Source organism: Pseudomonadota bacterium, from assembly GCA_039033415.1.
GTDB lineage: Bacteria > Pseudomonadota > Gammaproteobacteria > Xanthomonadales > SZUA-38 > JANQOZ01.
This window is the reverse complement of sequence record JBCCCR010000014.1, coordinates 1-14557: the sequence shown is the minus strand read 5'-3', so window position 1 is coordinate 14557 and position 14557 is coordinate 1. Positions and strand designations below refer to the sequence as shown.

At 60.3% G+C, this 14557-nt stretch carries 11 protein-coding genes; 7 read left to right on the top strand and 4 right to left on the bottom strand.

Features of this window, described 5'->3' with window-relative positions; translation table 11 throughout:
• Positions 1–98: 98 nt before the first annotated feature.
• Together AAF358_12855 and AAF358_12850 are read right to left on the bottom strand one after the other, a co-directional pair.
• Positions 99–743 (bottom strand): class I SAM-dependent methyltransferase, encoded by a 645-nt coding sequence (locus AAF358_12855; GenBank protein MEM7706442.1) that lies wholly within the window; start codon positions 741–743, stop codon positions 99–101.
• On the bottom strand, positions 740–1489 hold the full coding sequence (locus AAF358_12850) for a class I SAM-dependent methyltransferase (GenBank protein ID MEM7706441.1): 750 nt from the start codon (positions 1487–1489) through the stop codon (positions 740–742). The genes AAF358_12855 and AAF358_12850 overlap by 4 nt, the downstream gene beginning before the upstream one ends.
• Positions 1490–1579: 90 nt before the next feature.
• Between AAF358_12850 and AAF358_12845 the strand changes: the two genes are divergently transcribed.
• Positions 1580–2482, top strand: coding sequence for a LysR family transcriptional regulator (locus tag AAF358_12845; GenBank protein MEM7706440.1), 903 nt, complete (start codon positions 1580–1582; stop codon positions 2480–2482).
• A 168-nt stretch (positions 2483–2650) separates the two neighbouring features.
• Positions 2651–4528: a winged helix-turn-helix domain-containing protein gene (locus tag AAF358_12840; protein ID MEM7706439.1), complete on the top strand. Its 1878-nt coding sequence runs from the start codon at positions 2651–2653 to the stop codon at positions 4526–4528.
• 67 nt (positions 4529–4595) lie between these two features.
• Here AAF358_12840 and AAF358_12835 read toward each other — a convergent pair whose 3' ends face one another.
• Positions 4596–5285, bottom strand: coding sequence for a hypothetical protein (locus tag AAF358_12835; protein MEM7706438.1), 690 nt, complete (start codon positions 5283–5285; stop codon positions 4596–4598).
• Between the two features lie 358 nt (positions 5286–5643).
• Here AAF358_12835 and AAF358_12830 point away from each other — a divergent pair, with 358 nt between their 5' ends.
• The 3 genes from AAF358_12830 (at position 5644) to katG (ending at position 11095) form a co-directional block, all read left to right on the top strand.
• Entirely contained in the window at positions 5644–7308 is a 1665-nt protein-coding gene (locus AAF358_12830) for a prolyl oligopeptidase family serine peptidase (GenBank protein MEM7706437.1), read from the top strand.
• Positions 7309–7573: 265 nt separating this feature from the next.
• Positions 7574–8443, top strand: coding sequence for a DMT family transporter (locus AAF358_12825; protein MEM7706436.1), 870 nt, complete (start codon positions 7574–7576; stop codon positions 8441–8443).
• A gap of 489 nt (positions 8444–8932) precedes the next feature.
• A complete protein-coding gene (katG, locus tag AAF358_12820) occupies positions 8933–11095 on the top strand; it encodes a catalase/peroxidase HPI (protein MEM7706435.1) in 2163 nt (720 codons plus the stop codon).
• Positions 11096–11387: 292 nt separating this feature from the next.
• Here katG and AAF358_12815 read toward each other — a convergent pair whose 3' ends face one another.
• Positions 11388–12869, bottom strand: coding sequence for a choice-of-anchor Q domain-containing protein (locus AAF358_12815; GenBank protein ID MEM7706434.1), 1482 nt, complete (start codon positions 12867–12869; stop codon positions 11388–11390).
• A 123-nt stretch (positions 12870–12992) separates the two neighbouring features.
• On the opposite strand from AAF358_12815, the gene AAF358_12810 reads away from it, so the two are divergent.
• Entirely contained in the window at positions 12993–13733 is a 741-nt protein-coding gene (locus AAF358_12810) for an alpha/beta fold hydrolase (GenBank protein ID MEM7706433.1), read from the top strand.
• 94 nt (positions 13734–13827) lie between these two features.
• On the top strand, positions 13828–14421 hold the full coding sequence (locus AAF358_12805) for a hypothetical protein (protein ID MEM7706432.1): 594 nt from the start codon (positions 13828–13830) through the stop codon (positions 14419–14421).
• The last annotated feature ends 136 nt before the right edge of the window (positions 14422–14557 follow it).

Here is a 14557-nt window from a genome sequence, read left to right as displayed (position 1 = left end):
GCGACAGCCGGCGGACTTAGGGCGGGAGGGGTAGCGGTCCGCGGAGGGTGAGGTACAACCGGCTGGACCATTGCGGTCCAGCCGGGAACAGGCTGCGGTTAAACCGTGCGGGCCACCACGTAGTGACTCGCTTTGGGTTTCGTTTGCCAGACTTCCTCCACGGCAAAGCCTGCATCTTCGATCCATGCAAAAAAGGTCGCTTCCTGAAACACGTTGACTCTCGGCAAGACCCCGAGGTGTCGACCCATCGGCGCCACCCAACCGAGCCACCGGGCACTGTCGCCGATGCACTGCGTGTTGGAGATGAGCAGCCCGCCGGGTTTGAGCAGACCGTACAGCCGCTGCAGTGTCGCCGGGACGTCTTCGACCAGGTGTAGGATGCTGTGGGCCATGATGACGTCATAAGGCGTCGGCGCAGATTCCAGGTCTTCGACGCTCGACACCTCAAACGCCACATTGTCGGCGCCCGCTGCCCGGGCTTTCTCGCGGGCGATGTCGATCATCCTGGGCGAGATATCGGTGCCAAGCACCGAGGCAACGCGGGAGGCATGATGCAGTGCGGTGCTGCCCGTACCGCAGCCGATTTCCAGCACCCGGTCGGTGATGTTCAGGTAACCGTTGGTTTTCCTGAGCTTGGTTTCGTAGGCAGCCTGATCGGGCACCGCCTTGCGGGCGTAGCGCGCCGCGATGAGATTCCAGAAGCGTGCGTCTGCGTGTGGTGGGTTCATCGTGATCGTACTCATAGGTATTGCTCCGGACCGGCGATGCCGGCCTGTTGATGTTGTCCGATGGCGACAAGGCTCGTCAGGCCCGCCACGCCCGTCAGGTGGGCCCGGGTGTTCGTCGGCGCGAGGCCGGCCTGACAGAGCCATTGGTGAGCTCGGTCGTGGGTCAGCCGGTGCGTGCGCCACTTCGCCTGGATGTAGGCGCCGAGCCACGAGTGCCGGGTCATGCACGCAACAACCCGACCACCCGGCCGCAGCACGCGACGGATTTCATTCAGCGCGTCGATCGGGTTCGGCAGATGCTCGAGCACGTGTGCCGCCACCACAACGTCGAAGCTCGCATCGGCAAACGGCAGCGCACAAACGCATGCTTCCAGCAGTCGGGCCGGCCGGTTAGCGGCGCGGAAACGGGCGTCGGCTGTGGTGATCATCGCCGGCGATACGTCCACACCGCTCAGTGCAAGGGGCATGCGCCAGGCACGCGCGAGCGCGAGGGAAAAAGACCCCGTCCCCACGCCGCAATCGAGCACTTTCAGCGGCGCCGCGCTGGCCTGAATAGTCCTGCCGCTGATGAGCTTCTCAAACAGGCGCTCGTAAGCCTGGCCATAGCCGAGTCTGTCGGTCAGCGCCGTCCAGCGAGGTGCCTCGCGATTGTAGGCTTCGGCCAGCGCTTCCGGGTGTAGAGGGCGCCGCTCCACGCGAATCTGCCAGGACCCGACCCAGCGGGAAAAGACAGGGATTAATGGCGCGTTGGTGTACTGCATGACTTGGTTCCTCTCAAACGAGGTGTCATGCTATCTATGCAAATACAAAACATAAATTCCCAATATTTCTATATTTGGTATGCATAAATTATGAATTGGCAGGCGGTAAGCTTCGACTGGAATCAGGTAAGGGCTTTTCTTGCGACGGCAGAGGAAGGTTCGCTATCCGCCGCGGCGCGGGCGCTTGGGGTGACGCAACCTACGCTGAGTCGGCAGGTTGCGGGCCTTGAGGCCGATTTGAGCGTGACCCTTTTTGAACGGGGGCACCGGCGCATGGAGCTCACCGAAACCGGTCTGGCGTTGCTGGAGCACGTGCGCGCGATGGGTGACGCGGCGACACGGGTCTCGCTTGCGGCCACGGGCCGCACCGAGCTTATCGATGGACATGTCAGCCTGACCGCCACCGAAGGATTTGCCATGATCCATTTGCCGCCCATCGTTGAGCGGATACGCGAACGGGCGCCCGGCATCGAGCTGGAGATCATCACCGCGAACGAATCACTCGATCTGATCCGGCGTGAAGCGGATATAGCGGTGAGGCACGCCCGGCCGGAACACGGGGATCTCATCGCGCGTCATATCGGCGACATGACTGGCCATTTCTATGCGGCCAGCGCGTACCTGGACAGGAAAGGTAGGCCAAAAACGCCAGCCGATCTGGTGAACTACGATTTCATTGGCTTTGAAAGCCCAACCACGCTGCTGGCTGTGTTCAACGAGATGGGCATTCCCCTGACCCCGCAGCATTTCAAAGTCTACACCTCAAGCGGCGTGGTCATCCTGGCGCTGATGGAGCAGGGGCTGGGCGTGAGCGTCATGACCCGAGATGTGGCCGCCTTAAAGCCTTCGCTGGAGCTGGTGCTGCCATCGCTTCCGCCTTTCCCCGTGCCGGTCTGGCTGGTCACCCACCGCGAGCTGCACACCAGCCGGCGTATTCGGCTGGTGTTCGACACCATCGCCGAATATGTACAGGAGAAGGGCAAAAGTGCATAGATCGACAACGCCAGCAGCGGAGTCGACCACCGGTGGGTCTAGTGGGGCGATTCAACTGCCTGCCTGATATTTGCGGGTTTTTGCTTGCGCGAATCCTGTTGATGGGCAACAGTGAAACGACTGGATTTCGTCGCTGGAAAGTACTGGCAGTGGCACCAAGCGGTAGCAATGACTGATTCAAACGATCAACAGGCTCGGGGCGCCAAGCGTTTCGTCTTCGGCAATTTTGTTTTCGATGCCGATGCGGCGTTGTTGTCGAGTGGTGGAGTTGCCATCGAGCTGCGCCCAAAATCGATGGAGGTGCTGGCGTACTTCCTGGGTAGACCCGGCGCGCTGATCACCAAAGCTGAACTCATGGACGCCGTCTGGGGTGAGCAGGCAGTCATTGCGGAAGACTCTCTGGTCCAGTGCATCGTTGAGGTCCGACGGGCGCTTGACGATAGCGCTCGAAGCCTCATCCAGACAGTCCCCCGGCGCGGTTACCGCTTTACGCCGGAAGTCCACCATGAGATTGCGAGTGTCCACCCACAGTCGGAGCCGGCCGTTGGCTCAGGCGGAACTCGCTGGAAGTGGGAAGGGCTCGCCGCCGTGTTGGTTGCTGCCGCTGCGCTGGCGGCCGCGCTGATCGATGTTGATGCGCCCATATCGTCATCGGTGCAGCGAATCGCCGTTGCCGACCTCCAGGTGTCCTCTGAGGTAGTCAGTGCGAGCGCGCTGCTTTTGACGGAGTCGCTGCGTCTGCGGCTGGACGAATTCTCCGGTCTCTCAACGCGGGCTCTCGAAGCTACCACCGACGAGGGCTCCATGCCGTTGGCCCTCGATCTCGCGCAGGGGCTGGGAATCGATTGGCTCGTGACGGGCAACGTCAAACAAACGCCGGGCGCCGCGCGCCCTGAAGTGCGACTGTGGTTGTGGGACACCTCAAACCGGTCACGCTTTACGATGGTTGTCTACGAGCTGCCAAAGCAGGGCGACTCTGCCAGTACGCGCCGGTTCATCACGGTGCGCGACGCGATTGTCGATCGCGCCATGCTTCGCCTGCCCACCCACCTGCTGGGAAACGCCAGCCAGGCAGGGTTCCCGGACCAGATTGCCGACTTTGAGACGTACGCGCTCGTCATGTCGGAGCTTGAGCTTGAGCGATGTAACCCGGAGTTGGCTCGAATGATGACTCCGGTTGTGCAGCGCACCCCCGATTTCATGCGTGGCTGGATGGCCTTGGCCTGGGCTCATTGGGTGGATTCCTGGGCGTGCGGTCTAGGTGAAGACGCGCTGAAGGGCGCGATGGGGGCTGCAAAAAAGGTGCTGGCACTGAGACCTGACTATCCCAGCGCGATTAAGGTCAAGACATCGGTGCTTGCGGCGCAGGGCAAGTTGAGCGAAGCGCTCGCCGCGGCGCAGCAGGCGGCGCGGTCCTCTCCAGATGTTGCGCCACTGTGGGCAACGGTTTCCTATCTCCTGAACTACACCGGGCGTCTCGAGGAATCGGAACGGGCGATGGAGAAAGCGTTGGCGTTGGATCCACTGGTACTGATCGCAGAGACAGGCGAAACACCCAACGTGTTTTTGTATGTGGGTAAGTGGCAACGATTCCTGGAGACCCAACCGGTCTTTGACTCTCCGTATTTCAATTTTCAGCGTGCCTACGCACATTTTCGCAGTGGCAACACAAGCGGAGCGCTGGCGATTACCCAATCTGATCAGCAAACCGCGCCGTCTGATTTATACACTCGGTTTTCCGCCGCCTTGACCGCGATCATCGAAGGGCGCAGCGGCGCTGCCGCTGAGATCCTTCGTGGCATCGTCGAACAGCGAGAGCAAAGCGGCCAAAGTGACGGTGAGACCACCTACCGCGAAGCGGTATTGTTTCTGCTGGCGGACGAAGAAGTGACGGCACTCGAACGGCTGGATCTTGCGAGTACGCAGGGCTTTGTCTGTCTGGAGTGCGTGGTGCGTGACCCGTTCTGGCATCCGCTTCAGGAATCTGGGCTGCTCGCAGCATGGTCTGAGCGGTGGTCCGAGGAGATGCTTGGCGGAGGCCGTTAGCCCTTCTTGGGAGAACTGCCCCATTCAGCGCGAGGGTGCGTCAAACGCACCCTCGCGCTGCGATCCGTCATGGAACCCGAAACACCGCGACGCCGGCGGGGTAGCCGAACGGTCTGCCCTCAATACCGACGTGCGGTATGCCGGACAGCGGGTCCTCGGGGGTAAGCAACTGCCGAGCCAGCTCCCGATTGTCTTCGAGCTTGGCCGGCCCATGGCCGAAAACAAACATCCAAACCTGAGAGCCTGAGCTCGGGTAGAAGTCCTTAAAGCTCCCTTTGAAATTGTTGGTGCGTCGATCGTTGGCCAGAATCCCATCCATTCTGCCGAACACCACAAGCGGATTGAGGAACTCGCCGGACTCGTCCGGAGTGAAAAAATCCGCCAGGCCACAGGGTGTCGCGTAGCCCAGCGGTTCTGGGATTGGGACCTCGGAGTTCTCGGGCGTCAGCGGAAAATTGCCGCATGCCCCTGGGTTGTCGATGTAGACCCACCAAACGGTGTAAGGACTCCCCGGGACCATGCCGCTCACCTGCATGTTGCCCGTCAAGCCGCGTCGCGTGGTGCAAAGACCGGCGCGGCCGCCCATTTCGTTGCCGGTAAACGCGCCGTGCCAAAAATCTGTAACCGGCGTGACGTCGCAGTTGTTGAAGATTCGCTTGTTTTCCTCAGCCTGGGCTGGGCTGATTGCCAACGTACTTAGACCAAGGCACAGGCCAATAGCAAAGGCGCGGAAGCGATTAGTGTTGAGTTGGGACATGATCTTCCTCCAAGTTACCGGGCAATGCCGGCCGAGACCTAAAGGTATCGATGGCCCTCATGCGGGTAACGAAAACACAGCGAAGAACCGGCGACAAAACTACGAATCTCATCGAAATGGGCTGGATTCTCGCTTTCTCGTAGGAATCGCGCGCGATGCCCCTCACAGGTGAGCCTTCCGTTGCCCCAGTCAGCTGGGCGAACGCGAGCCGTTCTAACTCACTCGATGGTATATCTCTTTTGCGGAGTTGTGGCTCTCAGAGGAGAATTTTGCGCTTTGTTCGTCAGCCTTTCGTTACGCAAGAGGCCTCAAAGGTTTCTAGTAGCTCCGCCGGATTATCTTGTGGAGAAGCGCAAACATGTGGAGAGCAATAACTCTGATCTTATGTGTCGGCTGGTCGGGCTTGGCTTGCGGTCAGTTACAGTCTGAGCTGACGCTAGAGCATGGTGGGCAGACTCGCCTTTATGACCTATACGTTCCGCCAACGAGCGGAGGCGGAGCCCTGCCGCTGGTCATCGACTTTCACTACGTACTCTGGTCGACCGGCGAATATCGATCGAGATTCGGTTTTAACCCGGCATTCCACAGCAGCGACCTGGTGACCGCATTCCCGCATTCGGGCACGGGCTGGAACTCCGGTCTTGGCGCGGCTGGCAGAGATGACGTGGGGTTTGTACTGGCAATGATCGACGAGATCGCGCGGCAAACCCCCATAGACCAGGATCGCATCTACATCATGGGGTTTTCCGACGGCGGTGAAATGGCTTATCGGCTGCTGTGCGAAGCTCCGGATCGGTTTGCTGCAGCCGCCACCATCGCGGCGCCGCTGCGGCCGGAATTTGAAATCGGTTGCCGGTTGCCGAGAGCTATTCCGCTCATGGCTTTTCGCGGTATGACGGATCAACTCGTGGGGTTTCAGGGCGGAACCAACTCCTTTGGTGAGACGACCCTTGGCGCTAATGAGACGATGAACTTCTGGCGTCAGCAAAACGGCTGCCAGGGGCCTATCACCAGCGAGGACTTCGCGCCGCAGCATTCATGCCGGGTGGACAATTCCTGCAACGTCGGGACCGAGGTCAGGCTTTGCGTGGTTGAGGCCACCGAAGTTCATCGATTTCGCCACTCGATCTTTGACAACGCTGCTGGCATTGATCTGCGGTTTAACTCGCTTGATTTTATGACGCGTTTCGTTCGCCCGGAAGCTGCGTTTGAGATTGATGGCGGATTGACCGGCGCCTGGTTCGATCCGGATAATCCTGGACAGGGGCTGCTCGTTGAACCTATTCCGTCAAACACGTCATTGTTCGCAGCGTGGTTCACGTTCGATGTGTCTGCGTCGGGTGATGGTGGCGATGAGCAGCGTTGGCTGACGCTTCAGGGGGACTACGTCGGCGCCGAAGCAGATTTGGACATACTGAGCACGAGCAGTGGTCGTTTCCTGAGAGCTGATCCAGCGGAAACCCGAGTTGTGGGGAGTGCGAAACTGCGTTTCTTCGGCTGCACAGAGGCGCGCCTGTCCTACCAGTTCGACGATGGACTGGGGGGAGAGATTGCGCTAACCCGACTCTTGCCCGATACGCTTTGCGGGAACCCGATCGGCAATGCGCCGATTCCCAAAACGCTTAACACGATGAACGCAGGACTGAGCGGCGCATGGTTCGATCCATCGACCCCGGGACAGGGGTTGGTTTTTGATGTTGTGCCGGCCGCTCAGGTTCTTTTCGCCGCGTGGTTTACGTTTGGTGAGGCATCAGATCAAAAAATCGGCGCTGTTGAGCAACGATGGATGACGGCTCAAGGGAGCACGCTCGGCGTTGAGTCGGAGATGGTGATCAGTCAAACGATGGGCGGACAATTCGATTTGCCGCAGTCGGTTTCGACGTCACCCGTCGGCGGCGGGAGATTGACCTTTGTTTCCTGCACGGAAGCGAATTTCGACTTCGAACTCGACAGCGGCGAGACTGGCAGCATTCCGCTGACTCGACTTGCGCCAGATGTATTCTGCGAAGCACTGACCCGCTGACAAAGGAACGTTAGGCACCACAATCGATTGAATTGGTCAGGGTCAGGGTAATGGAACAGGGCTAACCTACGCCCACTGTATCTTTATCTGGACCCTGACAATGCGGACCCGACGGCAGACACACGCGCAGCAAACCACTAGACTTGCCGGCTGCCGACCGCATCGGACCCGATGAACGAAAAGCTGCTTCCCCGATCGCAGATCCTTGCTGCAGGTGATGCGACTGCCGGCTTACGCTCAGGCGTTACAAGATCAGCGTGACTGAATGCCTGCGCCTCATCTACTGCTGATTTTTGTTGCGTGCCTGGTCTGGGCGTTTAACTTTATTGCCTCGGCGACCGGGCTGCTGCACTTTCCGCCATTCCTCTTCACCCTGCTGCGCTTCATCCTGGTGATGATTGTGCTGCTGCCATTTCTGAAGCGGCCGCCGGCGGGCCAATGGTGGCGACTCGTCGCCGTTGCTGTGCTGACGGGTGCGCTGCACTTCGGCCTCAATTTTTGGGGGCTGCAGCTCTCCGACGATATTTCGTCCGTGGCGATCTTGGTACAGGCCTACATCCCCATGTCAGCGGTGATGGCCGCGATTTTGCTGAAGGAGCGTCTCGGGTGGCGATCGGTGCTGTCCATCAGCGTGGCGTTTGCGGGAGTCCTCGTGCTGGGTTTTGACCCCAAAGTGTTTTCGCAGCTCGACAGCGCTTTGCTGGTGCTGCTCGCCGCGTTCTCGATGTCGCTGGGTACGGTATTGATGCGGGGTATCCGCGGCATGGACCCGCTGGGCTTTCAGGCCTGGACCGCTCTGATTTCCATTGTGGCGTTGACACCGGTGGTTTTGCTGCTGGAGCGGCCCAGTCCAGAGCTGTTTACCGAGGCACAGTGGCAGCATTGGGGTGGGGTGGTGTACTCGGCGCTCGGCGCCTCGATCGTGGCGCACGGCATTTTCTTCTTTCTGATCCAGCGCCACCCCGTCGCTTACGTCACACCCTATCTGCTGATGACCCCGCTGCTGGCGATTGTGCTAGGCATCGTCATGTGGGGCGACCGCCTCAGCTGGGGGCTGGTGGCCGGAGGGGTGCTCATCATCGGCGGAATTCTGATCCTGTCGCTGCGAGCCAGAGCGCGCGCGACGGTGCCGTAATCCGCGCTGCAGCACGACGCTCAGCACATTTCGCAGCTGGGGGCGGCTCTTGTAGCCGTTTGGCAAAAGCTCGAGCTGCCGCTGGGTGATTTCTTCGAGGCGCGCGCCGAAAACGAGCAAAAAAACCGACTCGCGCTTCACCGCGCGGGCGGCCGAAGGCGAGTATCCTTTTAGCTGGCGTCACGAAGCGGTAACGCCGGAAGCGCATCCTCTTTGGGCGGTTACCCGAGCTTGATTATGTGCTGGGTAGGGTTTATCGCGGGCGACTTCTCAGATCGCTAAACTTTGAGCTGAACTATTGGTTAGGCGCCAAGCGCCAGCAAGGGCGGTCGTTGCTTTGCTGCGCGGCTTAGACACCAGCGCGTCAGGTCTCACCCGCCGGCGAGCGATTAGCCATAGAGAGGTTCAATCACGATAAAAGAAACAATTCATTAGCTTAATCGCCTGCCGGGTTGTGTAATAGCGGCAAGTTTTCTTCAGGAGATTCCCATGAACGATCCCAAGCAATGCCCCGTGATGCACGGCGGAAATACCTCAATTGCCGAGCCAGTCAACAAATGGTGGCCGAAGTCTCTCAACCTGGACATCCTCCACCAGAAGGGCGCACGCGTGGATCCGATGGATCCGGACTTCAGCTACCGCGAAGCGGTGAAGGGTCTAGATTTCGACGCGGTTAAGACCGACCTGCACGCGCTGCTGACGGACAGCCAGGCCTGGTGGCCTGCCGACTGGGGCCATTACGGTGGTCTGATGATCCGGCTTGCCTGGCACTCTGCGGGTTCGTACCGCATCCAGGACGGTCGTGGTGGCGGTGGCGCCGGCAACATCCGCTTTGCGCCGCTGAACTCCTGGCCCGACAACGCGAGTCTCGACAAAGCCCGACGGCTGCTGTGGCCGATCAAGAAAAAATACGGGAACGCCTTGTCCTGGGCGGACCTTATCCTGCTCTCTGGCAACATCGCCTACGAGTCCATGGGCCTCAACACCTTCGGCTTTGGTTTTGGCCGCGAGGACATCTGGGGTCCGGAAACCGACGTGTACTGGGGCGCTGAACAGGAGTTCTTGGCGCCCAGCGAGAATCGTTACGAGTCGCTCGACGACACGTCCACGCTCGAGAATCCCCTGGCGGCAACCCACATGGGGCTTATCTACGTCAATCCGGAGGGCGTGAACGGCCAGCCCGATCCGCTGAAGACGGCCGCCCAGGTTCGCGAAACGTTCGGCCGCATGGCCATGAATGATGAAGAGACGGCGGCGCTGACCTGCGGTGGCCACACCGTGGGCAAGGCGCACGGTGGCGGCGCCGGCGAGCATGTCGGTCCCGAGCCCGAGGCTGCCGGCGTGGAAGAACAGGGCCTCGGCTGGGCCAACAGCGACCATCAGGGTCAGGCCAACCGGGCGTTCACGTCAGGTATCGAAGGCGCGTGGACCAAAGAGCCTCTGAAGTTCGACATGGGATACTTCGATCTGCTGTTTGGCTACGACTGGGAGCTGCAGAAGTCGCCAGCCGGCGCCTGGCAGTGGGAGCCGGTCGGCATCGCCGAGGAAGATCTGCCGGTAGATCCCACGGATCCCACCAAGCGGGCCCGGGCGATCATGACCGATGCCGACATGGCGATGAAAATGGATCCGGCCTATCGGGAAATCTGCGAGCGTTTCCGCGAGGACGAGGCGTACTTCCGCGACACGTTTGCCCGCGCGTGGTTCAAACTGACGCACCGTGACATGGGGCCAAAGGCGAACTACATCGGGCCAGACGTCCCATCGGAAGATCTCATCTGGCAGGACCCGATCCCGGCTGGCAATGCGGACTATGACGTAGCCGCGGTGAAAGCAAAAATTGAGGCCGCTGGGCTGTCACCCGCCAAGCTGATCGCCACCGCCTGGGACAGCGCCCGCACCTATCGCGGTTCCGACAAGCGGGGGGGTGCCAACGGCGCACGAATCCGCCTCGCGCCGCAGCGAGACTGGGAAGGCAATGAGCCTGAGCGCCTGAGCGAGGTTCTGTCAGCGCTGGAGCCCATCGCCCAGGAAACGGGCGCGTCGCTGGCCGACGTGATTGTGCTCGGCGGCAGCGTGGGGCTGGACCAGGCCATCCAGGCTGCCGGCCTGTCGGTGGCGGTTCCGTTCACCCCCGGTCGCGGCGATGCCAGTGCCGAACAAACCGACGCGCCGTCGTTCGACGTCCTGGAGCCGTTGGCTGACGGCTTTCGGAATTATCAAAAGGATCGTTATGCCGCGAGCCCGGAAGAGATGCTGCTCGACCGCGCGCAGTTACTTGGTCTGACCGCCCAGGAAATGACGGTGCTGCTCGGCGGATTGCGGGTGCTGGGCGCCAACTATGGCGGGAGCTCGCATGGGGTATTCACCGACCGCGTCGGTGCGTTGACCAATGACTTCTTCGTCACCCTCACCGACATGGCGTACAGCTGGCATGCGATCGGCGACGGCGTCTATGAGCTTCGAGACCGCGAAAGCGGTGCCGCGAAGTTTACGGCGGCCAGCGCGGACCTGGTGTTTGGCTCAAACTCCGTCCTGCGAGCCTACGCTGAGGTCTACGCGCAAGACGACAATCACGAGAAGTTTGCGCGCGATTTTGTCAGTGCGTGGGCCAAGGTCATGAACGCAGATCGTTTCGACCTGCGGTCCTGATCAACCGCAAGCACCCTAGTAACCAAAAAAAAGGCCGCGCAGTGCGCGGCCTTCCGTGAGTCGGGCAGAACCTGCCCTCGTGTTGCCGTGGTGCGATCAGCGTTGGACCGCTCCCTCCTCACACGACTGCAGACTCATAACCGTTTGATACTCACTCGACATGTGATCACCTCCTTTCAATTGCCCGTAGAACCTTGATCATGCCGGAGCGCCGAGCAAATGACTACCGGCTGCGTCGTCGTGTCGAAGTAATTTTCTTGACGCCTTAGACAACCGCCAATCGACCCTTTTGCTAGGGCGACTCGAACCCGTCTCGAAACAGCGCGCCCGAGGCGTCCAGCTCCACCGCACCGATATCACACGGGATGTTGCCGCGATCGAAGCCGCGCTGATCCGTTGGCAGGCAGAAGATGCTGGCGGCATTGACCGAGGGGCTACCTGGAAGCGGGGCGCGAGACAGCGTCGGCCCGCCGTTATCCTGCAGCGGCCCAAGCTGCGCGTCGCTGGCGATAATGTTGGGGCCCGTTTCCGGGCAGAGATTGATGCTGAAGATGTTGCTTCGGTTTTCCACCACGTTCGCGTTGCTGCCCCGACAGCCCTGGTTTCCCATAGCGGTAAAAATCGAATCGCGGATTCGCGCGGTTGTCGATTCCCGCTCCAGGCTTATCGTGGCGCTCGCCTGGGGCGGGGTCAGAGTCATGGTCACGTGGAGCAGCGTGATGTCGGATTCGGCGGCGATACCGTCATTGCCCGTGAAGGTGCTGTTTTCGATCTGCATCTTTGTGGACGGGGTCAACTGATAGATCTGCCACTCGTCGCGCGAATCGGGCGTATCGATAAACAGGGATTGCTGCACCAGCGCTTCGCCACCGAGTTGCCTGATCGACGAGCCGAAGCCGGAGGTTGCTCGATTGTTTTCGAAGGTGCTAGCGATCACCGTGGTGGTGGCGAAAAAGCTTTGAGCCGTCAGTATCGCCCCACCGGCCAAGGCGCTGTTGCTGACAAAACGACTCTGCAGGATCTCAGCGACTGAACTCTCAATAACGATAGCGCCACCGCCATCGCTGCCCGTTGCTTCGTTGTTGCTAAAGACGCTGTCGACAACCCGCAGCGTTCCAACGTTGCCGATGGCGCCGCCCAGGTTGCTGCGGTTACCGTCGAAGGTGCAGTGCTCGACAATCAGGTCGGTTGCGACGACACCGCCTCCATAGTCATCGGCACGGGAGCTGTTCACCTCGCAGTGTCGGAGGGTGACCGGCGCTGCGCTCAGAATGGCACCGCCGACGGTTTGGGTGTAACCCTGCTGCAGCGTCAGATGCTCCACCTCGAGGCTGCCCGTGTCCGTCACCCGAAATATGCGGCTCTGATTTTGTCCGCTAATTTCCAGCGTGAGCGTCTCAGAGCCCGCTATTCGGAGCGGGGACGTCACCGCCAGTTCATCTTCCAGGAAGATTTGGCCTGGAAAAAGGGTTGGATCGAACACGATGGTGTTTGGCTGGCTGCCGGTTCGTACCGCGCGCAGACAGCCGTCGACGTTGCTGCCGGCGTTCAATGAAGCCACCGCGTCGCGGAGAGTACAGCCCGGCGTCGAGAAAGTACTATCGTCGAGGTTATCGACGATGACCTCGAAGTAGGTGTTGATGACAATCTGCGCATGCGCGGCCCCAAAGGCTGCTGCGACCGCGGCAAGCACTAAGACCGGGATCAGGCGACCCGTCGGTATTGGGAACGGAATCCGCGGTCCGGCAAAATCCTGGCTGGATGAGTAGCTCATGCCCCTTAAACGTCATGGTCGGGAAAAGTGCACACGCGGCGGATTCCGCGCGGCTGTCGATCGCTGGACAGCAGGGGCCGGCCTAGGGCAATCTCTCAGCGTGTTTTTTCGGCTTTTTGACCGATGCTCGAAGTCCTGACGCTTATGGCCGGCCTGGCAAGCCAGCAGGTCGTGAAGGCCATTCCTCCAGCCGCTACGGAATGTGTGGTCCTACTGCATGGCCTGGCCAGATCCGATCGTTCCATGAAGCGCATGGAAAAGACGCTTGCGACGCAAGGCTATGAGGTGGCCAACATCGGCTACGATTCGCGCAGCGCTCCGGTGGAGGAGCTGGCGATACCTGCGGTTCAGGATGGGGTCGATGCCTGTACCCAACATCAGCCCACCAAAATCCATCTCGTAACGCATTCCCTGGGCGGCATCCTGGTGCGGTATTACCTGGCTCGCAAGGTGATAGAAAACCTTGGCCACGTGGTGATGCTGGGCCCGCCGAACCAAGGTAGCCACGTGGTGGACAACTGGCGCCGAATTCCGGGGTTTCGGCTCCTCAACGGCCCGGCCGGCATGCAGCTGGGAACCGATCCGGACAGCGTACCGCGACAGCTCGGACCGGTGTCGTTTTCGCTGGGCGTCATCGCGGGGACGCGCTCCATGAACCCGATTCTGTCCCTAAGCCTACCCAATCCCGACGATGGCAAGGTGCATGTGGAAAACACCAAGGTCGACGGGATGTCGGACTTCATCGAGGTGCCCCATACCCACACGTTTATGATGCGTGCCCCGGATGTGCTCGAACAGGTGATCCACTTCCTGCGTCACGGACGGTTTTCTCCAGCCGCGCCGCCGCTGGACGGCGCCGGGTAGTCGTCGGCAAAATTTCGTTACGGAAGGATTTTTTTCGTATCCCGTTGTGGCAAGATTAACGCTGGTCTCGTCACTAACGCAGAACCATAGAGTGATGTCTCGCAGCGCGGCGCTCACCCGCGGCAAACCGATTTTTTGGACGTTCCTGCTGGGCGCTGCCCTAATGTCAGCCGTGCAGGTTACCGCCGGGGCAGAGTCGCCCCCCCCGCCGAGTCTCAAGGACAACCAGGGATACCTGCTGTTGTCCACCGACCTGAACTTCGACGCGGTGGATATTGAGCTCAAGCGAGATGGCGGCCTGTTCCATCGTGGGCTTGATGACCTGAAGAAAGGCGTATCTCATCGCCTGATCGCGCTCGATGCCGGCCGCTATTATTTTAGAAATCTTACGGTTGGGATCTGGGGGCGGGCCTACAAGATTTCGCTGGGTGAAGACACAACCGCATTTGAGATAGAGCCCGGCAAGATCAACTACATGGGCCAGCTTGTTGCTCGACATGTAAGCGGCACCCGCTTCTTTGTCCGGCGCACCAATAGGCTGACCCAGGTGCTGACCTGGCTGCCCGAAAACCATCCGACTCAGTACCGCAACTATGAACTCCGTTTTGCCGGGCCGTATCCCGATCCATTTCTTGCGCTGGTGAAATCCTTGGAGTCACAGAAGGCGGTGGCTACGGAAGGTGACTAGTGTCCTGTTTGGCAAGTTCGTTGCGTTTCAGAGCCCCGTTGGGCGCCAAGAACAAGGCGCATCGCGCCGGCAATGGCCGTAGCCCTTGGCAAGCGATGCAACGCGGTTATTGGTGCCCAAGGGGGCTCCCTTCGGG

Coding starts and splice junctions, on each gene's coding strand:
- AAF358_12855 (MEM7706442.1), bottom strand. CDS start 743: ATGAGTACGATCACGATGAACCCACCACACGCAGACGCACGCTTCTGG.
- AAF358_12850 (MEM7706441.1), bottom strand. CDS start 1,489: ATGCAGTACACCAACGCGCCATTAATCCCTGTCTTTTCCCGCTGGGTC.
- AAF358_12845 (MEM7706440.1), top strand. CDS start 1,580: ATGAATTGGCAGGCGGTAAGCTTCGACTGGAATCAGGTAAGGGCTTTT.
- AAF358_12840 (MEM7706439.1), top strand. CDS start 2,651: ATGACTGATTCAAACGATCAACAGGCTCGGGGCGCCAAGCGTTTCGTC.
- AAF358_12835 (MEM7706438.1), bottom strand. CDS start 5,285: ATGTCCCAACTCAACACTAATCGCTTCCGCGCCTTTGCTATTGGCCTG.
- AAF358_12830 (MEM7706437.1), top strand. CDS start 5,644: ATGTGGAGAGCAATAACTCTGATCTTATGTGTCGGCTGGTCGGGCTTG.
- AAF358_12825 (MEM7706436.1), top strand. CDS start 7,574: ATGCCTGCGCCTCATCTACTGCTGATTTTTGTTGCGTGCCTGGTCTGG.
- katG (MEM7706435.1), top strand. CDS start 8,933: ATGAACGATCCCAAGCAATGCCCCGTGATGCACGGCGGAAATACCTCA.
- AAF358_12815 (MEM7706434.1), bottom strand. CDS start 12,869: ATGAGCTACTCATCCAGCCAGGATTTTGCCGGACCGCGGATTCCGTTC.
- AAF358_12810 (MEM7706433.1), top strand. CDS start 12,993: ATGCTCGAAGTCCTGACGCTTATGGCCGGCCTGGCAAGCCAGCAGGTC.
- AAF358_12805 (MEM7706432.1), top strand. CDS start 13,828: ATGTCTCGCAGCGCGGCGCTCACCCGCGGCAAACCGATTTTTTGGACG.